This window comes from Hymenobacter cyanobacteriorum (assembly GCF_022631375.1).
GTDB classification, from domain to species: domain Bacteria; phylum Bacteroidota; class Bacteroidia; order Cytophagales; family Hymenobacteraceae; genus Hymenobacter; species Hymenobacter cyanobacteriorum.
In genome coordinates this window covers 735,206-756,119 of the sequence record NZ_JALBGC010000002.1, presented here as the reverse complement: position 1 = coordinate 756,119, position 20,914 = coordinate 735,206, and the positions used below count along the sequence as shown (strand labels likewise).

At 63.6% G+C, this 20,914-nt stretch carries 19 protein-coding genes; 8 read left to right on the top strand and 11 right to left on the bottom strand.

The genetic code is table 11. The features are described from left to right. Window positions 1–40: 40 nt before the first annotated feature. The 3 genes from MON38_RS08370 to MON38_RS08360 all read right to left on the bottom strand — a co-directional run bounded on the left by MON38_RS08370 (window position 41) and on the right by MON38_RS08360 (window position 3,155). Entirely contained in the window at window positions 41–967 is a 927-nt protein-coding gene (locus tag MON38_RS08370) for a helix-turn-helix domain-containing protein (RefSeq protein WP_241935708.1), read from the bottom strand. Between the two features lie 58 nt (window positions 968–1,025). After that, window positions 1,026–1,841, bottom strand: coding sequence for a hypothetical protein (locus tag MON38_RS08365; RefSeq protein ID WP_241935707.1), 816 nt, complete (start codon window positions 1,839–1,841; stop codon window positions 1,026–1,028). Window positions 1,842–1,916: 75 nt separating this feature from the next. Then, window positions 1,917–3,155 (bottom strand): ABC transporter permease, encoded by a 1,239-nt coding sequence (locus MON38_RS08360; protein WP_241935706.1) that lies wholly within the window; start codon window positions 3,153–3,155, stop codon window positions 1,917–1,919. Window positions 3,156–3,397: 242 nt separating this feature from the next. Between MON38_RS08360 and MON38_RS08355 the strand changes: the two genes are divergently transcribed. The 4 genes from MON38_RS08355 (at window position 3,398) to MON38_RS08340 (ending at window position 7,440) form a co-directional block, all read left to right on the top strand. Further along, complete coding sequence (locus MON38_RS08355; RefSeq protein ID WP_241935705.1) at window positions 3,398–4,675, top strand: asparagine synthetase B; 1,278 nt, start codon at window positions 3,398–3,400, stop codon at window positions 4,673–4,675. Between the two features lie 109 nt (window positions 4,676–4,784). After that, window positions 4,785–5,600: a peptidase associated/transthyretin-like domain-containing protein gene (locus MON38_RS08350; protein ID WP_241935704.1), complete on the top strand. Its 816-nt coding sequence runs from the start codon at window positions 4,785–4,787 to the stop codon at window positions 5,598–5,600. A gap of 165 nt (window positions 5,601–5,765) precedes the next feature. Continuing rightward, window positions 5,766–6,545, top strand: a complete 780-nt coding sequence (locus MON38_RS08345) for a phosphatase PAP2 family protein (protein WP_241935703.1) — start codon at window positions 5,766–5,768, stop codon at window positions 6,543–6,545. Window positions 6,546–6,735: 190 nt separating this feature from the next. Beyond that, on the top strand, window positions 6,736–7,440 hold the full coding sequence (locus tag MON38_RS08340) for a hypothetical protein (protein ID WP_241935702.1): 705 nt from the start codon (window positions 6,736–6,738) through the stop codon (window positions 7,438–7,440). 169 nt (window positions 7,441–7,609) lie between these two features. Here MON38_RS08340 and MON38_RS08335 read toward each other — a convergent pair whose 3' ends face one another. Next, on the bottom strand, window positions 7,610–7,903 hold the full coding sequence (locus MON38_RS08335) for a hypothetical protein (protein ID WP_241935701.1): 294 nt from the start codon (window positions 7,901–7,903) through the stop codon (window positions 7,610–7,612). Between the two features lie 184 nt (window positions 7,904–8,087). Here MON38_RS08335 and MON38_RS08330 point away from each other — a divergent pair, with 184 nt between their 5' ends. From MON38_RS08330 to fahA, 3 genes are all read left to right on the top strand, one after another. Beyond that, window positions 8,088–9,191 carry an Mrp/NBP35 family ATP-binding protein gene (locus MON38_RS08330; protein ID WP_241935700.1) on the top strand — a complete coding sequence of 368 codons (1,104 nt, stop codon included), beginning with the start codon at window positions 8,088–8,090 and terminating at the stop codon, window positions 9,189–9,191. A gap of 49 nt (window positions 9,192–9,240) precedes the next feature. After that, window positions 9,241–9,456, top strand: a complete 216-nt coding sequence (locus MON38_RS08325; RefSeq protein WP_241935984.1) for a NifU family protein — start codon at window positions 9,241–9,243, stop codon at window positions 9,454–9,456. A gap of 195 nt (window positions 9,457–9,651) precedes the next feature. Next, a complete protein-coding gene (fahA, locus tag MON38_RS08320; RefSeq protein ID WP_241935699.1) occupies window positions 9,652–10,938 on the top strand; it encodes a fumarylacetoacetase in 1,287 nt (428 codons plus the stop codon). Window positions 10,939–11,053: 115 nt separating this feature from the next. Here the strand turns inward: fahA and MON38_RS08315 are convergent, their stop codons facing one another. The 6 genes from MON38_RS08315 to MON38_RS08290 all read right to left on the bottom strand — a co-directional run bounded on the left by MON38_RS08315 (window position 11,054) and on the right by MON38_RS08290 (window position 18,093). Next, window positions 11,054–11,578, bottom strand: a complete 525-nt coding sequence (locus MON38_RS08315; RefSeq protein ID WP_241935698.1) for a hypothetical protein — start codon at window positions 11,576–11,578, stop codon at window positions 11,054–11,056. 238 nt (window positions 11,579–11,816) lie between these two features. Next, window positions 11,817–13,934 (bottom strand): NAD-dependent DNA ligase LigA, encoded by a 2,118-nt coding sequence (gene ligA, locus MON38_RS08310; RefSeq protein WP_241935697.1) that lies wholly within the window; start codon window positions 13,932–13,934, stop codon window positions 11,817–11,819. Window positions 13,935–14,078: 144 nt separating this feature from the next. Continuing rightward, a complete protein-coding gene (locus tag MON38_RS08305; protein WP_241935696.1) occupies window positions 14,079–14,693 on the bottom strand; it encodes a DUF4920 domain-containing protein in 615 nt (204 codons plus the stop codon). A 59-nt stretch (window positions 14,694–14,752) separates the two neighbouring features. Beyond that, entirely contained in the window at window positions 14,753–15,367 is a 615-nt protein-coding gene (locus MON38_RS08300; protein ID WP_241935695.1) for a hypothetical protein, read from the bottom strand. Window positions 15,368–15,580: 213 nt separating this feature from the next. Then, window positions 15,581–16,330, bottom strand: a complete 750-nt coding sequence (locus tag MON38_RS08295; RefSeq protein WP_241935694.1) for a hypothetical protein — start codon at window positions 16,328–16,330, stop codon at window positions 15,581–15,583. Then, on the bottom strand, window positions 16,327–18,093 hold the full coding sequence (locus MON38_RS08290) for a S8 family serine peptidase (RefSeq protein ID WP_241935693.1): 1,767 nt from the start codon (window positions 18,091–18,093) through the stop codon (window positions 16,327–16,329). Before MON38_RS08290 ends, MON38_RS08295 begins: the two co-directional genes overlap by 4 nt. 266 nt (window positions 18,094–18,359) lie before the next feature. On the opposite strand from MON38_RS08290, the gene MON38_RS08285 reads away from it, so the two are divergent. Beyond that, window positions 18,360–19,202: an OmpA family protein gene (locus tag MON38_RS08285; RefSeq protein WP_241935692.1), complete on the top strand. Its 843-nt coding sequence runs from the start codon at window positions 18,360–18,362 to the stop codon at window positions 19,200–19,202. Window positions 19,203–19,374: 172 nt separating this feature from the next. Here the strand turns inward: MON38_RS08285 and MON38_RS08280 are convergent, their stop codons facing one another. Beyond that, window positions 19,375–20,829, bottom strand: coding sequence for a M20/M25/M40 family metallo-hydrolase (locus tag MON38_RS08280; RefSeq protein ID WP_241935691.1), 1,455 nt, complete (start codon window positions 20,827–20,829; stop codon window positions 19,375–19,377). Between the last annotated feature and the right edge of the window lie 85 nt (window positions 20,830–20,914).

Below are 20,914 nucleotides of genomic sequence, written 5' to 3'. Positions count from 1 at the left end.
ACGTTTTCATTCAGATTCTTCCTTCGTCGGAACGACGGTTTTACACCATGCTCTGGCGGGCCATGGCCAGCATCTCGCGCAGCATTTGCTGCTGTTCGAGCAGGTGCTGGTTGCGGAGTTCGGCCAGGGCCAGCTGGTGCTGCAGGTGCTGGGCATGGATGGCGGCGGCTACGTAGGCATCGGCCCCACCCGGTGCGGGTGCCAGCACCGCCGGGCTAAGCGGTGGCTCAACTGCAGCGGCAACAGCCGGCGCGGCTGGCGAAGCAGGTTGTTGCCCAGTAGGAATTGGCGGCACTGAAGCAGCAGGCGCTACTGGAGCAGCCAATGGGACAGCCGGCTCTGGCATCATGGGAGAGTTTGGTGCGGGAGCCGGGCGAAAAGGCCGCACCGGCCGGTGCGCCGCCACAACGGGCGGCATCGCAGCCGGCGCTGCCGCAATAGGTGCAACCTGGGCTGGAGGCACAGCATGGTTTTCGGCAGCTTGCGGCTCGGCAAAAACGGGTGCGGATGCCGAAGAAATAACCGGAGCGACGGCTGAAATTCCGTGTTCGGCAGCGGTGGCCAGCGCCAGGGTAGCGGCAATTTCTTCGGGCTGCAACCGGCTAACGGTAGGGCGGCGGGCGGCCCGGGGTGCAACATCGGCCAAGTCAATTGGCTCAAAATCGGGTTCGGCGGCGGCGGGTTGGGCGGCGGCTACGGCGGGGCCGCTCAGGCCATTGCTGCCAACTAGCATTGGGCCTCGACCCAACAGCAACCAGTCGCGAGACACATTTGGGTAAACCTCAAACACCTTGCACATCAGGTCGAAACCGGGCTTGTTGCGGCCATCGATGAGGTGTTGCACCACGCTGGCCGTTTTACCCAGCGAAATGGCAAAGCTGTTTTTAGTCAGCCCAAACTGCTGAATGAGCTGGGCAAAGCGCTGGTCGATGGACGCAGCGGCAACAACGGGAACGGAAGCGGCCATGGCATTTACACAAATGAGTGCTTGCGCAAATGTATAACTTTATCGCAGTTAAACGCGCTTAGCGGGCTCCGGCTGCGCTTTTCTGCACCAGTTCGGCCAAGCGGCCCCGGGCCTGCAGGCGGGCATAGGGGAAGCGGTAGGTTTCTTCGGGAATGTCGGCTAAGGCGACGGCTTGCTGGTCGGTTGGGTATAGCAGCAGCAACGCGTGCGGCGTGAGGGCGAACTCCTGCAACGATACAGCGGGCGCACCAGCGGCGAAATCTACTTGCCGCGTGGTCGCGTTCCAGTGCAGCGACCGGGCCAGCGCCGCGCGGCCGGGATGAGTGCGCGTAGCGCTATCGGCCAGGAATTCGCCCATCCGCCGGTTCACGGCGGCTTCGAGGCGACGTGCGAGTTGGGCGGGCGGGTCGGCGAGGAGGGCAGTCAGGGGCAGGCGTTCGCCGGTGCCGAGGTCGAACACTAGGTAGCGCTGCCGCTCGTAGCTGCTGGCGCCCCGGAATTCCAACGAAATTTTCACCGAGAACAACGCGCCTTGGTTAAGCAGCACCTGGAACCGTGCCCCGGTCAGGCAACAGTCGTCGCTGGCCACTTGCCGTAGCTGCTTGGGTAGCGCGGCGGTGGTATCGACGGCGACTTTGGCCTGGCTCACCACGGCCCGGGCAATGGCGCGGTTGATGCGCTGGCTCACTGCTTCATCGGCCAGGCGCACCTGCGGCACGCTGAATTGCGCCCCCTTGCCGGCCCCGAGCACGGCGTACGTTTCGGCCCGGCCGGGCGCCGGCGTCTGCGCAGCAGCCGGCCGGCCCCAGCTGGCGACCAAGCCGCTCAGGCAACACCCGAAAAGCAACACCCGACGCGTAACCGGCAACGTCATAAAACCTGCAGCGCTAGAAATGAAGGGTAAACTATACGGCCAGCTATCGAACGGACGGCACCAATGGCCCCGCTCCTACTCGTAGCGCAGCGAATCGATGGGGTCGAGGGCGGCGGCTTTGCTGGCGGGGTAGTAGCCCGAGGCCATTCCCACGCCCACGCAAATCACCATGCCCACCATCATCCAGCCCCACGGCACCAGAAAGGCACCCGAGCCCACAAAGCTGGCCACTGCATTGCCGCCCATGACGCCGAGCACGATGCCCAAGCCGCCACCAATCAGGCAAATCACGATGGCTTCCATCAGAAACTGAAACCGAATTTGCTTGGCCGTGGCCCCCAAGGCCTTGCGGATGCCGATTTCGCGGGTACGCTCCGTGACCGAAACCAGCATGATGTTCATCAGGGCAATGCTGGCCCCGAGCAGCGTGACGAAGGCAATGATGCTGCCGCCGGCCTTCATCTTGCCCGAAATGGCATCCAAATCCTTCACCAGCGACTCGCTGCTTTCGACCACAAAACTGTCTTCCTGGCCCAGCTTGTCGTGGCGCACGGCGCGCATCACGCCGGTGGCCTGGCCCATCAGGAAATCGAGCGCGGCAGGTTTATCGGTGGCCGTTTTCACGTCGTAGGTGAGGGCACGCTGGCGGGGCAGCTGGTTGCCGGCTTCCAGCGGCAGCAGGGCCAGGCGGTCGGCTCCGCCGCCACCGGCGCCGCTGCCGCTTTTTTCGAGCAGGCCCACAATGAGGAAGCGGCGGCCCAGGGCGTTGACGTAGTGGCCCACGGGCGGCACTTTCGGGAAAAGCTTGGCCCGGATTTCGTCGCCCACAATCAGCACGTTGGCCCCGCTGTTGAGCTCGGCCTGCGAGAAAATGCGCCCGGCGGCCAGGTTGTAGCCCTGAATTTTGAGGTAATTCTCGTCGCCGGCCACCACCTGCATGTTGGGGTTGGTTTTGGTGCCGTTGGCTTTCATCTCGACGGCCCCGGCGATGAAAGCCGAGAGGCCGACCTGGGCCTGGTCGCCCATCGCGGCCTTGTAGCGCTTGGCCTGCAAAAAATCGATGGGCGGGAAACGTTTGGCCTGCACGCCGCCGCGCTGAAACCGGTTGGCGTAGCCCTTGGCATGCAGCTCGAACGAGTTGGCTCCGAGGCTGGCAAACGTGTCGGACAACGAATTCTTCATCGCATCAATCCCGGTGAGAATGCCCACCAGCGCAAACAGGCCAATGCTCAGAATGAGCGCCGTGAGGATGGTGCGCAGCAGATTGGCCCGGATGGAACGGAAGGCTTCGCGGATGTTTTCAAGGGGGCTCATAGGTTAAGCAGAAAAGGAGGCGTGCGGGTTGAAAATAGCGCGCTGGCCCGCCCCAAAGTAGGGTTGGCCGGGCTAAGTACCGGATAAAAATCGGCGGCGCACAGGCTTCGCCGGGCTACCGACGCGGCCGGGCCACAAAAGCTGCGTGCCGCCGCGCCGCCAAAGTTCGGCGGCGCAGCCCTAACTTGAACCACCCGCGCCGCAACCTCGTTGGGGCAGGGCAACTCTTTGGATTAAAAACGATGCTGCTGAAACGTCTTCTGCTGTTTTTGCTCGTGGCCAGTGCCGGCCTCGCGGCCGCGCCGGCGGCCCGCGCCAACCACGTCCTCATCCCGATGGATAACACCCAGAAGGAGTGCCTGAAAGCTTACGGCGTGGCCTTCTGGCTGCTTCAGCGCGAAGTGCCCGTCGATTGGCTGCTGAACTACCGGGGTGGGGCCTTCGCCTTCGAAACCGTGGCCGGGGCCGAAAACGAGCTGGCCGTGCGCGGCGTGAGCTACCAGGTTATCAGCGAAGCGCAATACACCGGCATTTTGCAGGAAATTGCCGACCCCAACGCCAACATGGACGTGATGAAGCTGGAGAAGGTGCCCAAAATTGCGGTGTACACGCCCAAAGGCAAGCAGCCCTGGGACGACGCCGTGACGATGGTATTGGCCTATGCCGAAATTCCCTACACCCAGCTCTACGACGACGAGGTGCTGAAGGGCGAGCTGCCCAAGTACGACTGGCTGCACCTGCACCACGAAGACTTTACCGGCGAATACGGCAAGTTTTACGCCACCTACCGCAACTACCCCTGGTACCAGCAGCAGGTGCGCGATGCCGAAGCCGCCGCCAAGCGCAACGGCTTTGCCAAGGTGAGCGTGATGAAAGGCGCCGTGGCCACCAAAATGCAGGAATTCATTGCCGGGGGCGGCTTTTTGTTCGCCATGTGCTCGGCCACCGATTCGTATGACATTGCCCTGGCCGGCCTGGGCATCGACATGGTGGAAACGATGTACGACGGCGACCCGGCCGACCCGGCCGCGCAATCCAAGCTCAATTTCAACCGCTGCCTGGCCTTCCAGAACTTTCAGCTCGAGCGCAATCCCTACGAGTACGAGTATTCCAACATCGACATGCAGCCCCGCGAGCGCGGCCTGGGCGAGCAGAACGACTACTTCTCGCTCTTCACCTACTCGGCCAAGTACGACCCGGTGCCCACCATGCTCTGCCAGAACCACGACAAAACCATCCACGGCTTCATGGGCCAGACCACGGCTTTCCGCAAAAGCCTGATTAAGTCGGACGTGATTGTGATGGGCGAAACCAAGCAAACCGGCGAAGCCCGCTACATTCACGGCACGCTGGGCAAGGGCACCTGGACGTTTTATGGCGGCCACGACCCCGAAGACTACCAGCACCTCGTGGGCGAAGAGCCTACCGACCTGGCCCTACACCCCAACTCGCCCGGCTACCGCCTCATTCTGAACAACATTCTGTTTCCGGCGGCCAAAAAGAAGAAGCAGAAAACCTAAGCCTAGCCCACTCATTCGGCCCCGACTACGCAGGTAGCCGGGGCTTTTTTTTGGCCGGATGCCCAGGGGTACCTGTTCTTTGTGGCAACGTATTTATTTCCCCTTATTTATGAAGTCACTAGTACGCACCTGGGCTTTGCTGGCCCTGGCGGGCCTGCCCTTGTTCGCAACCACCGTTTCCTGCTCCAAGAAACAAGACGACCCCACGCCGCCCGCCATCGCCGTGGGCACTGTGGATGGTACCATTACGCCTGTGGGCAGCATCAATTATGCTCAGCTGACCTTACCCGGGGAAACCAATGGTGTATTGGCTGCACCCGATGTGCAGGGCTACTTTAAATTCAGCAACGTGGCAGCGGGCAACTACAATTTGTCATTTCAGGCAGCAAGCGGCTACATTGCGCCCAGCCCGCGCACCATCACGGTTGCGGCCGGCAGCACTACCTCGGTGGGCAGCATTACGGTCAACCAGTCGGGGCCAAGCTCCGTCGCTTTGCATGGCACCGCCACCTGGATGCGCGACAACACTGCCTACACCAGTACCACCATTGGCGGCACGGTCACGCTCACCAATGGCACCCCCAGCAGCTTCAACCTGCTGGCCACGGCCCAAAACGGCGGGGCAGCTGAGATTGTGGGCCTGAACATCCCCTACTTCAGTGGCACTGGGTTGTATCGGCTCGAAAATGTTCAGTTTAGCGGCAACGCCACGTACGTGCGGACGTCGGGCGGCATTCCGTTCGGCTCGTTCCGCACCAGCGGCTATTCGGGCCTGCTGGGCACTGTTACGGTCGCCACGGTCAATACCACGGCCCGGACCATTACCGGTACCTTCGGCTACACGGCTTACGACCCGCAGGGTTCGGCAGCGTCAGGGACCGACCGCGTCTACGTTTCCAACGGCACCTTCAGCCTCAGCTACTAGACGCCGCTGTCGTTCGGCCCGAAGCATTTGCGGCCAGGCGCCCGCGCTTGGCCGAGCAGATGCAGCCATTCGCCCGGTAATAAGCCACTATGGCCCAATTGCTTTTGGCAATGGCAGGCTACCGGTGTAATTTTCAGAACCCTACCTGTTAGCTGTTCGAAAAGCGTGCGCCTGAAGCTTATTCTTACTTTTCTGATGGGCGCGTTGAGCCTCGCCGGCCACGCGCAAACCCCCACTGCCACGCCCGATTCGGCAGCGATTCAGCGGCAACACCGGCGCGCCGTGGCGTTGCGCATTGCCGTGCCCTCGGCGTTGGTGGGCGTGGGCGTGCTGGCCCATAGCCCGCGCTTCAACCAGACGATGTACCAGGCCAAGCTCGACATGCAGGCCGAAACCCAGGAAACCTTCGGCACCCTGAATGCCCACGGCGTCGACGACTACACCCGGCACGTGCCCTTGGCCATTGCCTACGGCCTGATGGCTACCGGCCACCACGGCGCGCGCCCGGCCGTGAGCTTCACCCTGATTTACCTGCTGGCCCACGAGCTCGACGAAGGCGTGGTGAGCAACCTCAAGCGCCTGAGCGCCGAGCCCCGCCCCTACGACCCGCGCGACCTCACCTCGTTTCCCTCGTCGCACACGTCGCAGGCTTTCCTCACGGCCACGCTGCTGCACGAGCAATACGGCCGCCAGTACCCACTGGTGAGCGTGGCCGGCTACGCCGTGGCCGCCGCCACCGGCACCATGCGCGTGCTCGGCAACAAGCACTGGGCCACCGACGTGCTGGCCGGGGCCGGCATCGGCTTTCTCTCGGCCGAAACCGTGTGGCACGTGTATCCTTCGCTGGTGCGGCTGCTGCCCAGCAAGCTCAGCACTAAGCTCCTGGTGGTGCCTACTTACTCGGCGGGCCAGGGCGGTGGGTTGGCTATGGCGCTGCAACTGTAGGACGCCGCTTACGCGGCGGCTTTTAGCAAGCCGGGCTGCCAGTAGCACCGGTTGGACATATAAGGCAGCCAATCCCCGGCAGCATCAATATTGGCGCTGGAAAATATAGAAGTGCTGGAAAATTGTGGATGAAAGTGCGTATAATTGCTCACGAATTTCTTTCTTTCCACATTGTTACAAATCCAGCCACATGAACCACCCTGTCCGGACATTCACCCTGCGCCTGCTTGCGGGCGCATTCTTTTTTTCGGCTTGCAGCAAGCCGGATGCCACGCCGCAAACCGGCATTATAACCGGCGAGATTATACGGCCTGATGCCATCGCTGCCATAACGGTAAGCCCCACATCGGGCGCACCCATCAGAATAACGCCGGTAATTACCCCCGGCTCTGATGTGGCAACTTTTTCTTTTCCCAACCTTGCGCCGGGCTCCTACCAGTTGTCCTACACGCCCGAAAAGGATTTCGTTGCTCCGCCTGCCCAAACAGCTACTGTTAAGGTTGGCGAAACAACGACCCTGCCCCTGATGCTCGTGCCTTTTACCGCCAACAACGGCAGCATCAGCTTCGCGGTAAACGGTAAGTCAACTGCCGCGGTATACGTCAATGGCAGTTTTACCGGGAGTATATTTACGCTGATAGGCCAGGGCTATGGGGGGAAAATACTGCTGCTGGGCCAGCAAACTTCGGTGCCCGGTACCTATACGCTAACAGGCAATTTTGGCACTTCGCCCCGCAGCTACACGCATAACGTTACATCCGGCACCCTTACCATCACAAACAAGGACCAAACTAATCGGCGGGTTTCGGGCACCTTTTCCGCCGCCGGCACGGCGGCAGACGGGTCGGGTACTGGCACCGTAACGAATGGCGTATTCACCGATTTATTGTATTAGCAATGCTCCCACCGTGCGGCTGGCGCCGGGCCAGTTGCCATTGCCAGGGTTCTGTCTAAAAAAAAAGCCTCGTTCGGTGCCGAACGAGGCTTTTTTTTAGACAGACGCCGGAACTGCTCCCCGGGCAATGGGTGCTGATGCCTGAACCGGCCCACCCCCGCCGTGGGGCCTACCGCCGGGCGGCCACCGGCTGGGCCGTGAGCGTGGCCGTGGTGCACCAGCTGGTGGGCAGCACGGTATTGTTGGCCCGCAACTCGGTGATGACTTTGGCCGGCACGGTGCTGGTGATGGACGCCGGCCGCATGGTGATGGTGGCCATGCAAACACGCTGGCGCGGAGCAGGCACTTTGGCCGCGGTGGGAACGGCCCATTCCAGCACGACGAGTGTGCTGTTGGCCTCGTCTTCGTTGATTAAGCCTTCAGTTTCACTGTAGCTGGGAGGCGGAGTATCGATGCGGTACATGACAAAAGGTGCAGAAAAAGATGGTGATAGGGTGGGAAAGCGCGGACCAACATCTGTAAATATTGCGAATTATTGGCAATTTCCGATACGCCTTGCCCGGTATTTTCCAAGCTTGCCGCTAACCCGGCCGCCGCTTCCGGGGTTATCTTTGTAGCCCGCCTGTTTTCGGCGCATTCCCCCGTCCATGACCATTACCAAAGAAGCCGTTCTCAAAGCCCTGAGCTACGTGGAAGAGCCCGACCTCGGGCAGGACCTCGTCACGCTCAACATGATTGAGGACATCGAGATTACCGGCCTCACCGTGGCCTTCACCGTGGTGCTCACCACGCCTGCTTGCCCCCTCAAGCAGCTCATCCACGATGCCTGCGAGCGCGCCATCCACACGATGGTCGATAAGGAGGCCAATGTGGTGATTACGATGACTTCGCGCGTAACCACGCTGCGCAACAACCGCGGCGACCTGCTGCCCGGCGTCAAGAACATCATCGCCATTGCGTCGGGCAAGGGCGGTGTGGGCAAAAGCACGGTTACGGCCAATCTGGCCGTCGCGTTAGCTGCCACCGGCGCCAAAGTGGGCTTGGTCGATGCCGACATTTCCGGCCCGAGCATGCCCGTAATGTTCAACGTAGAGGACCAGGCGCCGCACGTTTTTCAGGGCCCGAACGGCAAAAACCTGATTCAGCCCATCGAGAAATATGGGGTGAAGCTGATGAGCATCGGCTTCCTGGCCCCGGCCGAAAGCGCCATTGTGTGGCGCGGCCCGATGGCCTCGTCGGCGCTCAAGCAGTTCATCACCGAAGTGGATTGGGGCGAGCTCGACTACCTGCTGCTCGACCTCCCGCCCGGCACGTCCGACATTCACCTCACGCTGGTGCAAACGGTGCCCGTGACCGGGGCCGTAATTGTGACCACGCCGCAAAAAGTGGCCCTGTCCGATGCCCAGAAGGGCTTGCAGATGTTCCGCCAGCCGCAAATCAACGTGCCCGTGCTGGGCGTGGTGGAGAACATGGCCTGGTTCACGCCGGCCGAATTGCCCGATAATAAGTATTTTATTTTTGGCGAAAACGGCGGCCGCGAGCTGGCGGCCCGCCACGACGTGCCCCTGCTGGGCCAGCTGCCGCTGGTGCAGAGCATCCGCGAAAACGGCGACCAGGGCCAGCCGGCCGTGCTCGACCCTGAGTCGGCGGTGGGCAAGCTCTTCGCCGACCTGGCCGAAGCCGTGGCGCGCCAAGTGAGTATTCGCAACAACGTGGCCCCCAAAACGGCCGTCGTGCAGATGAATTCCTAACCTACCCGTGGAAAACCCAACCCCCGCCCCCGTTTTCGACCACCCGCTGATGCCCCGCATTGAGGCCGCGCTGGACACCCTGCGCCCTTACCTGGCCACCGACGGCGGCAACGTGCGCGTGGCCAACATCACGCCCGAAGGCGTGCTCCAACTCGAGTGGGAAGGGGCCTGCGGCGCCTGCCCCATGTCGCCGATGACCCGCGCCGGCCTGGAAGACACCGTGAAGAAGGCCGTACCCGAAATAACGGCCGTGGAGGCGCGGTAAGCCTTATTCGCTGTTTGAAAATACCACGTCGAACGTCATGCTGAGCGCAGCCGAAGCATCTCTACCGCGCAAGTAATCCAGCTTGATTGGGATTAGCATTGCGCTAGAGAGGCTTCGGCTGCGCTCAGCATGACGTTCTAATTTTGCCACCACCCTTCCCAGCCTTTCACCTAAAAGCCCCTGCCCCTGCCCGCTATGCCCAACGCGCTGAACTCACCCTCCCTCCGCTCCTGGATTGACATTCGCCCCGACAACGACTTTCCCATTCAGAACCTGCCGTTTGGGGTGTTCGAAACCGAGGAGCGTGGGCCGCGCTTGGCGGTGGCCATCGGTGGCTACGTGCTCGACTTGTACGCGGCCAGCCAGTTCGGCTTTTTTGAGGACTTGACCGAGCTAGGCGATGCGCAGCCCAAAGTATTTCGCCGCCGCTCGCTGAATGCGTTTTTGCGGCTGGGGCGGCCGGCCTGGCGGGCCGTGCGGCAGCGCGTGAGCGAGCTGCTGCGCCATGACGAGCCCCGCCTGCGCGACCACGAAGAAGCTGTGCGCGAATGCCTGCTGCGCCAAACCGAAGTGCGCATGCTGCGCCCCGTGAAGCCCGCCAACTACACCGATTTCTACAGCAGCATCGAGCACGCCACCAACGTAGGCATCATGTTCCGCGACCCCGCCAACGCACTATTGCCCAACTGGCGCTGGTTGCCCATCGGCTACCACGGGCGCACCAGCAGCATCGTGGCCTCGGGCACGCCCATCCGGCGGCCCAGCGGCCAGCGCAAGGCCCCCGATGAAACGGTGCCCACCTTCGGCCCCAGCCGCCAGCTCGATTTTGAGCTGGAAATGGCTTTTGTGGTCGGCAGCGGCAGCGAACTGGGCACGCCGGTGAGCATCGAACAAGCCGAGGAGCACATCTTCGGCCTTTGCCTGTTCAACGACTGGAGCGCGCGCGACCTGCAAAGTTGGGAATACGTGCCGCTGGGGCCATTTCTGGGCAAGAATTTCGGCAGCAGCGTGGCGCCCTGGGTGGTCACGCTCGATGCGCTGGAGCCCTTCCGCATTGCCGGCCCGGTGCAGGAGCCGGCTCCGCTGCCCTACCTGGCCCAGCGCGGCAGCCACAATTTCGATGTGCAGCTCGAAGTGGCCCTCACCCCCGAAGGCGGGGCGGAAACGACCATCAGCCGCAGCAACTTCGGGCTCATGTACTGGAGCATGGCCCAGCAGTTGGCCCACCACACTTCCAACGGCTGCAACCTCGAAGCCGGCGACCTCTACGCCTCGGGCACCATCTCGGGTACCACGCCCGATTCGCTGGGCTCGATGCTGGAGCTGGCCTGGCGGGGCACCCGCCCCCTGCCCCTGGCCGACGGCTCGGAGCGCAAGTTCCTGCTCGACGGCGACACCGTGACCATGCGCGGCCATGCCACGAAAGATGGCGTACGCATTGGGTTTGGTGAGGTGCGCGGCACGGTACTCCCGGCGCTGTAAGCAGCCTATTTGCTATTGCAAACAGATAAACAGGCTCTTAATTGAGAAGGCCCGCTGAGTTTCAGCGGGCCTTCTCAATTTTTGGGCAATCAACAGTTGATTTATAAACCAGAAATCAGGGGGTTTTGCTGCCAGCTGCGGCCGCGGGAGCGGGCGGGGCCATGCCCGCCGGCACCTGATGCACCACCACCACATAAGGAAATTCACCTTTCATCTGGCTATACAGCGTCACGTCGAAATTGGGGGCCTGGTAGCGCACGGCTTCGCAGTTGGGGCAGGTAACGGGCTGGGCCGTGAGCTTGCGGGCTTTGAGTTCGGAGCGCAGGTCGCGCAGGCAGCTGGCTTGCGTGGTTTTTAGCAGCACGTCCTGGCCGGGGCGCTGCGGGCGCACCAGCAAGCGGGCCGTGGGGGCCGAAGCCCCCGAGGGAGTGAACGTCCAGCTAGGCTCTTTGGCCGTGGGCGTGGCCCCGACGAAAGTCCACTCAAACGAGACGTGGTCGGTTACGACTTTGCCCGAAGATTGTGCGGTAGGGTCGGCCCCGATGGCCAGCAGGTCGCTCAGGGCAACGCATTGCGCACGGGCAGCCGGAGCCAGCAAAGTCAGAATAGTTACGCAACAAAGGAAAAAAAACGCTCGCATTGGGTGGGATATGAAAGGCAAAGGTCGCCGATTCAGGCCAATAGACAAAAAGCCGGCCGAATTTCGTGAGGTGTTTGCCTCTAATATAAAAATATTTCCCTTAGCGAAATAGCGTTTCCGGGCCACTGAGACTTACGACAAGCCCAATGGCCGCGAAATGCGCCTGAATGCCTGGGGGCACCGGTGCAACTCGCGTCGCTTCCGGTGCCCCGCCGAGTTTTATAGCATCCGCTTAGCCCTAAAACAAAGAGGCCTGCTGGCCCGGCCCCGCAACCGGCAAGGGCAACTTGGGGGTTTCATCGGTACCGGCCGGAGCGGGTGCTTCCGTGTCGGCAGTCGGCAGCAGGGCCATTAGCTCGGCTTCGGAGATGATGGGTACTTTGAAACCGAGGGCCTTTTCGCGCTTGGCCGGGCCCATGTTGTCGCCGGCCACCAGGTAGCTCAGTTTCTTGCTGATGGAGCCCGTGATTTTGCCGCCGTTGGACGTGATGAGCTGCTGCAGTTCCTCGCGGCTGTGGTGCTCAAACACGCCCGAAATAACGAACGTGAGGCCGGCCAGCCGGTCGGAAGCCGGCACGGGCGCTTCGCCGGTTACTTCCAGCTGCACGCCGGCCTGGCGCAGGCGCTCAATGAGTTCGCGGTTCTCGGGCTGCTGAAACCAATGCGCGGCGGCTACGGCAATCACGCCGCCCACTTCGGGCACGGCGGCCATGTCTTCGGCGGTGGCGGCCATCAGCGCGTCGATGCTGCGGTAGTGGGCGGCCAGCTTCTGGGCCACGGTTTCGCCCACGTAGCGAATGCCCAGGCCAAACAGCACGCGCGGAAACGGCACCTGCTTGCTGGCCTCGATGCCGGCAATGAGGTTGTCGATGCTCTTTTCGCCGAGGCGCTCCAGCGTCACCAACTCGGGCCGGCGGGCGGGCAGGTCGTAAATATCGGCGGGCGTTTTTACCATGCCCAACTCGAAGAAGCGGCCCACGGTTTCGGCACCCAGCCCGTCAATGTTCAACGCCTTACGCGACACGTAATGCTCGAGCCGGGCTTTGAGCTGGGGCGGACAGCCGCGCTCGTTGGGGCAGCGGAAATGCGCCTCGCCCTCGGGCCGCAACAGCGGCGTGCCGCAGGCCGGGCAGGCCGTGGGGTATTGAATGGGTACAGCATCGGCGGGCCGGGCGGCGAGGTCCACGCCGGTGATTTTGGGGATGATTTCGCCGCCTTTCTCCACGTACACGAGGTCGCCGAGGCGCAGGTCGAGCAGCTCAATCTGGTTGGCGTTGTGCAGGGTAGCACGCTTCACCACGGTGCCGGCCAGCGGCACGGGCGTGAGCACGGCCACCGGCGTGACGGCCCCGGTGCGGCCCACGTTATAGAGCACGTCGTTCAGGCGGGTGCGGGCGGCCTCGGCGGGGTACTTGTAGGCGATGGCCCAGCGCGGACTTTTGGCGGTGTAGCCCAACTGGTCCTGCTGGCGTAAGTTGTCGACTTTAATAACAATACCATCGGTGGCTACGGGTAGGTCGAAGCGCTTTTTGGCCCAGTAGTGCACAAATTCCAGTACTTCCTCGATGGTGGCCGCCCGCCGCCAGGTATCCGAAACCGGCAGGCCGTACTGGCTCAGGGCCTCCAGCGCGGCGCTGTGGCTGGCGAAGTGGCGGCCGGGCGTGAGCAGCGAGTACGCGTAGAAGCGCAGCTTGCGGGCCGCCACCTGGGCCGAATTCTGGAGCTTGAGCGTGCCGCTGGCAGCATTGCGCGGGTTGGCCAGCAGGGCCTCGCCGTTCTGCTCCCGCTCGGCGTTCAGCTCATCGAACACCGGCAGCGGCATGAATACCTCGCCGCGCACTTCGAAGTCGTCGGGCTGCTCGGGACCGGGGCGCAGGGCCAGCGGCAGCGTTTTGATGGTGCGCACGTTGGCCGTCACCACGTCGCCGCGGGTGCCGTCGCCGCGGGTCACGCCCTGCGTGAGCTGGCCGTGCTCGTAGCGCAGGCTCATGGCCACGCCGTCGATTTTCAGCTCGCACACATAGGCATAGGGCGCGCCCTCCAGGCCCTTCTGCACCCGCTCGTCGAACTCGCGCAGGTCGTCTTCGGAGTAGGTGTTGCCCAGGCTGAGCATGGGGAAGCGGTGCACCGCCGTCGGGAACTGCTTGGTGATGGTGCCACCCACGCGCCGGGTGGGCGAGTTGGGCAGGGCCAGCTCGGGATGGGCCGCTTCGAGAGCTTGTAGCTCGGCTAACAACTGGTCGAACTCCTGGTCGCTAACTTCCGAAATATCAAGCTGGTAATACTGGTGATTGAGGTGGTGCAGCCGCTCGGCGAGGGCCTGTAGCTGGGACTGAATGGCGGAATTATCGGGCATGGCGAGGGTGCCGGGCGCGGCACAGCGGTGGGGCAAATCAGACTGAGGCTGCAAGCTACGGCGGCTCGCCAAAACATGCACAGCCATAAAAAAAGCCACCCCAAGGGTGGCTTCAACAGCGGTTTCAGGCTCAGCGAGTAAGGGCTAGTTCAGCACCCGCACGCCGTCGGCCAGAAAGGTGAGTTGCTGCTCGTCCTGGTTGATGGCGGCCACTTCCTGGTCGGTTTTGCCGGCATCCTTGGCGTAGTGCTGCAACTCGCTTTTCGGCACAGTGCTGCGGTAGGCCCAGCCGCTCACAACCACCTCGTGGCCGCTCAGGTCTTTGGGGACGAAGAAGGCGTAGTCGCGGAAACGCACACGCATTTCCTTGCCGTCGGCGGTGGGCAGGGTCATCCAGCAACCTTTGGCCTGGCACACAGCCGAGGCCTTGCCCACCAGCTTCACCTGGGCCGAGTCGCGCTGGCCAAGGGCCGTCGACAATGCGCTCATGGGCAGCGCGCCCGCGGGCGTGATAGCCGCGCCGTAGGTCTGGCCGGGTTTGGCGGGGGCTACGGCGGCGGCCCCAGCTTCTTCGGCTTCCTCGCCCTCGGCGGCGGGGGCCATGGCCCCCGCGCCTTTGGGAACGTCGGCGTTGTGGCCGTTCACCTCCTGCTGGCCCTGCTCGACGGGCAATACAGGATTAATGGGAGCCGAGGGAAACAGGCGGAAGTACGCCAGAATTAGGACGAGAACGACAACGAAGGAAAGCAGGAATTTCATGGGGTTGACAAAAAGAACGGGGTGGCCACCGAATAGCCGGGGCCATCCCAACGGGTGATTTACTGACTAATAACGACGGCTTTGCCCAGCTTCTGGGAATAGGCCATGCGGCGCTCGGCTCCGCCCGCTCCGGTGTAGTCGAAGCCCACGGCGGCGGGGTCGTCGCGCAGGGTTGTCCAGGTTTTGGTATCCATTTCGGCGGGCTGCGCGGTGCCGGCGGGCACAGCAGGCGTGTTGAAGTGGGTGGGCGTGAAAAACGAGTTCATGGCCTGGAGAATAGCAATTTCCTGGTCGCGCACGCTGGCCGAGTTGGCCATGCCGCCATCGGCGTGGGCCAGCAGGGCGCGGGCGGGCATCACCTCGTGGCGGATGGTGTCGCCCATGTTATTCGTCACGATGAGGTGGGCCTGACCGGTAAGCACCCGCTCGCCGCGCAGCTGCAACACGAAATTGTCGTTGCTGTTGGGGTCGGAAAAAGCGTGGGTGGCGCGCACGGTGTTGAGCACCGTTTTGCCGTTGATGCGGGTGCGGCTGCCGGCGGGCGGCGGCGTGTAGGTGGCGCGGGGGTCCTTGGTCGAACTGCCAACTTCGCGCTCGGTGCTCACGCAGGAAGTGAACTGGAGGCCAACGGCCAGCAGGGCCAGGCTCGAAATCTTGAAAATGGGGGCTTTCATATGGAGTTGAAACGCGGGCCGCTCGGGCTCCGGTCGTGCGAAGGTATGGGAGAAATGGAATGAGCGAATATGCCCGTTCCTGAAAGTTGCTGGCCAGCCGCGCCAGCGGCTGAGTGTGTCGGCAACGGGCATTCTACGCAGAAACGCCAATCATTGGTTTGTAGGCAGGGCGTGTGGCGAGAAAGCGCCCTCAAAATTCGTGCCTCAGCCGCCTCAAAACAGGCCCACCTCCACCCCAATCACCCAGCGCGGCAGCTCGGGCCAGGCCGCGTAGCTGCTGGCAAAAGCCGGGCTGAACCGGTAGCGGGCCGCCAGGGCGTAGCGGTCGAACCCCAGCCGCGCCCCTGCGCTGCCGCCAAACCGGCGCAGGTAGGGCAAGCCACTCTCAGTGGTTTCGACGGAGCCGATGCCGGGCGCGGGCACGTCTTCGGTGCGGTGGCGGGTGGCAGCGGCCCAGCTACCGCCCGCCAGTAGGTCGAGGTAGCTGCCCACGGCGTTGCCCCGCCGGCCGAAATTGAGGCGAAGGGCCACCTCAGAAACCACCTGGTGCAGCGCCAGGCTCTCGCGCTGGTGCAGCGTGGGCGCGGGCACCAGCTTGCCGGCTTCCTGGGCCAGGTCGTAGCGCAGGAATGCGTAGGCCAGGTCGCCGCACAGGGCCACCGACTGGCTCAGGCGTAGCTTCAGGCGGCCACCAACCCGGGCCTCGAGCGAGGTGAGGCCATCGCGCAGCCTGGCACCGGCCTCGGCCGGGCCGGCCACCAGGCCCAGCGCCACGTAGCCGTGGCCAAACCAGCGACGGTTGGGGCCGAAGGTGGTTTTCACAGTGTCGTCGGCCACGTTAGCCTGCACCAGCACCTGCTGCGCCTGCGCCACAACCGGCGCACCGGCCAATAGCGCCAGCAGCAAGCCGCCGCGCCGCAGCCGTGCCCAATGGCTTTTCGAGAAATAGCGCAAGGTTCTCATTCCGAATACGTAGCCGTGTAGCCTTTGAAGTGAACCCGCAGCACGTCGCCGTTGCGCAGCAGCCGGCGCGGCACCTGCACCACCAGGCGCTGCGTTACGGCGCGGGTTTCGTAGCGGCGCAGCACGCCGCGGCGGTCGGCCAGGTTCCAGTAGAGGTAGGCGGGGTAGCTGGGCTCGGGCAGCAATACCAGCGGCGGGGCATCGGCCGGCACCGGCTTCTCCTGCCCTACCGGCGGGGTTTTGGGCGCTGAAGCCGCCGGACTCTCCGTGGCGGTTGGCATTCTATTCACGGCCGGGTCGTCGGCCAGCAGCGGCAGGTCGGTAGCAGGCGAGCGGGCGGCTTCGGGCCGGATAATAACTGCCACCAGGCTATCGTGCGGCACGAAATCGAACGTGGCCGCTGCTGCAGTTGCCGGAGCTGCAGCCGTAGCTCGCGCCAACCGGGGCCGACCGTAGCCGTGGGCATAATCGAAATACGGATACAACTCGCCGGCCTGTTCCAGTAGCTTAAACAACTGCATGGCCGTGAGCTGGCGCTGCCGCTGCCACAGCGCCGCCGCCAGCCCGGCCACCAATGGCGCAGAAAACGAGGTGCCTTCCAACCGTTCGTAGCGGCCACCGGGTGTGGTGGTGAGCACGATGCCGAAAGCGGCCAGGTTGGGCTTGCGGCGGCGGTCGGCCGTGGGGCCGTAGGAGCTGAAATCGACGTGCAGGCCGGTTTCGGGGTCGAGCCCACCGATGGCGAGGGCCGAATCAGCATCGGCGGGCGTACCGATGCGCACCCAGTCGTCGTCGCCGTCGTTGCCGGCCGCGCTCACCACCAGCATTCCTTTGCGGGCAGCGATGTTGGCGGCGCGGGCAATCAGGCTGCGGCGGCCGTCCATTTGCTCCGGAAAATAGCGCTGCTCGGTGTAGGCCAGCGAGGAATTGATGATGTCGGCCCCGAGGCGGTCGGCCCACTCCACGGCAGCCAGCCAGGCTTCTTCCTCAGCGTAGCGCTCGCGGTGCAGCTGCTCGGTGCGGGCCAGCAGGTACTCGGCCGCCGGCGCGAGGCCCAGGGCTGGGCCGGCCGCGCCGCCGGAACCGGCGGGCAGGCGGCCGGCCAGGCAGCCCATCACCTCGGTGCCGTGGCTGCCGCCCACGAATACGTCGTCGCGGTTGCGCAGAAAATCGTGGGTGGCCACAATGCGCTTGCTATCCATCAGCTCGGCAAAGGCTGGATGGTCGGGCAGGCCACGAAAGCCCACGTCGAACACCGCGATGCGCAGGCCCTGTCCCTGCAACCCGGCCGCGCGCAGGGCCGGCCCGTCGAGGTGGGCTACCTGGCGGCGGGCCAGCAGGTAGTCGTTGGCCGAGATGTTGTTGGGGTCTTGGGGACTTGGATTATTGGGGACTTGGTTTCCGGTGGTTTGAGAAATCAGAAAAACCGACAGCTTCTCATGCGGCGCAGTTACGAGCCGAGCAACTTCAGAAACTGCGGTAACCTGCGCATCGCGCATGGGCCAGCGTTGCACGCTGGCTACGCCCGGCAGCTGGCGCAATGCCGCCGCCTGGGCCGGTGTGGCGCGGCAGCTTACGGCATTGAACCAGCGGCTCACCAGCGTCACGGTATCGACGTGGGCCATGATGGCGGCTACGTAGTCGGGCCGCACGGGAAGGTCGGTGGCTTCGAAGGCCGGCAGGTGCTGGCGGCGGCGGCGGGCGCGGGCTTCAGGCGAGAAGTAACGTTGCGGATTGAACTGGACGCCAGACTTATCAGTCAAGGCAACCCAGTAACGTTCAGATGATTGAATCGAAACGGGCAACGAACCGGCGGACCGGGCCTGCCCCGTCGCCGGCCCGGCAGCGCCCCACAAGGCCAACGCAAATCCGGCGGCGCGGGCCACGGCGGCGAGTGGCCGCCGGGTATTTATAACGAAGGGAAGAAAGTGCATAGAATTTGGCCAAAGGTAACCCCAGCCGGAGGGCTCCGTTTGAATACTGGGCCGTTTTGCGGCCTAAGTATCTTTTTTACTTCTCTTTCCCGCTCATGAATTTTCGCTTCTTCCCCACCCTGCTGGTCGGCGCCATGCTGCTGGCCCTGCCGGGCTGCAACCAGAAAGAAATTGCGGCCCTGCAGCAGCAGAACGCCGAACTCACCAAAACCCGCGACCAGCTGACGCTCGAAAAAACCGCCCTGGCTGCCGACAAAGCCCGCAACGAGGAAGCCCTGCGCGGCTCGCTGCTCAGCAAAAACCAGCAGGTGAACCAGTTGAACCAAAACCTCGGCGAGGCTGAAACCGACATCCGCAATAAAAACGCTGACCTGCAAAGCAAGGAGGCCGACCTGCAAAGCAAAAACGCCCGCATTGCCGACCTGCAAAATGCCCTGGCTCAGAAAGATGCCGCCACCAAAGCCCTGCGCCAGCGCGTATCCGATGCGCTGCTGGGCTTCAACGCCCAGGATTTGCAGGTGAGCGTGAAGAATGGCAAAGTGTACGTGTCGCTGTCGGAGCAGCTGCTGTTCAAATCGGGCTCGACCAAAGTAGACCCCAAGGGCCAGGATGCCTTGCGCAAGCTGGCCGTGGTCCTCAAAGACAATAAGGACGTGAACGTGCTGGTGGAAGGCCACACCGACAACGTGCCCATTAAAGGGGCCACCGCCAGCGGCGCCCGCGACAACTGGGACCTGAGCGTGATGCGCGCCACCGAAATCACCCGCCTGCTCACCACCGCCGGCATGGACCCTGCCCAGGTAACGCCTTCGGGCCGGGCCGAATTTCTGCCCTTGGCCCCCAACGATACCCCCGCCAACAAGGCTCTGAACCGTCGCACCGACATCATTCTCACCCCGAAGCTCGACGAGCTGTTCTCGATTCTGGGGCAGAACTAAGCTGCTTTGTTTGCAAGCGAAACGGCCCCACCTGCGTTGGCAGGTGGGGCCGTTTTGTTTAGAACATGTAGGGGCGGGGCTTGCCCCCGCCCGAACGTTGGCACCATTTCAGCGCTTCCGTTCAAAGGCGGGCGGGGGCAAGCCCCGCCCCTACATCGCATCAGCATCAATTCTATAACCCGTACTTGCTCAGCAGGTAAATCAGCGAAGCCATGCTGGCGCCGCCCAGCTCCAGCTCGCGGCGGTTCACCTTATCGAACGTGTCGGCCGCCGTGTGGTGAATGTCGAAGTAGCGCTGCGAGTCGCACTTGTAGCCAATGAGCGCCTTCGGATTCACGGCGGCCTTTAGCGGCTCGATGTCGGTGCCGGAGTGGCCGGGCAGCAGGTCGGCGGCGTGGTAGGACTGGAACAGCGGGGCCCAGCGCATGATTTTGGCCGCTGTGGCTGGGTCGGCCTCCAGCGTGAAGCCGCGCGGGGTGAATCCTCCCCCGTCGCTCTCGATGGCGGCCACGTGCGTTTCCTTGTTCTGCTGGGCCAGACGGGCGTATTCGTTGCCGCCGCGCGTGCCGTTTTCCTCATTCATGAACAGCACGGCCCGAATGGTGCGCTCGGGCTTGAAGCCAGCGGCACGCAGCAGGCGCAGCGCCTCGATGCTTTGCACGCAGCCGGTACCGTCGTCGTGCGCGCCCTGGGCTAGGTCCCACGAGTCGAGGTGGCCGCCCACGCTGATGATTTCATTTGGAAACTTGCTGCCCTTGATTTCGCCCACCACGTTGTAGCTTTTTTCGTCGGGCAGCGTGGTGCACTCCATTTCCAGCTCGAATTGCAGCTCGGGGTTGGCCTTGAGAAGCTGGCTGAGCTGGTCGGCGGCGTTGGTGCTGAGGGCCGCGCCGGGCACTTTGGGCACGGCCGCATCGTAGGCCATGGTGCCCGTGTGCGGGTTGTCGTCGCGCGCGCTGGTGAGCGAGCGCACCAGCGCGCCCACGGCCCCGCGCCGGGCCGCCTCGATGGCGCCGCTGCGGCGCTGGTCGCCCGCCCGGCCATAGGCGGCGCCGGGCTCAATCAGCGCATCATCAAACGGCCGGTTGTAGAAAATGAACTTGCCTTTCACAGCCGCATCGGGCAGGGCCTTCAGCTCGTCGAAGCTGTGCACTTCCACCACGCCGGCCTTCAGCTTGCCGCCGGTGCCAACGGAGCCGCCCAGCGCGCACACCGGCACCCGAATGCCCTTGTCCTTGTTGCCCACTATTTCGCCGCGCTCCCTGCCGCCGCGCACCCAGTGCGGCACCATCACTTCCTGCAGGTACACGCGGTCTAACCCGGCCTTTTCCATCGTGGCCTTGCCCCATTCCACGGCCTGCTGGGCCTGCGGCGAACCCGATAGGCGCGGCCCGATAGTGCCGGTGAGGTAGCGCAGGTTTTCGTAGCTCTCGCCGCGCAGCAGGGCCTCGTCGAACAGGCGGCGCAGAGCCAGCGAGTCGGTGCGGTCGGGGCGGGCTGCAGTAGCCGCGGCTTTCGGCGCGGCCGGGGCTTTGGCTTTTTTACGGGTTTGGGCCGAAGCGGCGGGGGCGGCCAGCAGCAGTGCCGCGCTCGCGCCCAGAAGCAGTTTCTTTAGCATAATCGACATAAGGCGACGGCAGAAAACCACGGCGAAGGCCACCGCAGCCGGGCGAAAGTACGGCCGCCGGCGGGGTTTGGGCACATTCGGAGTT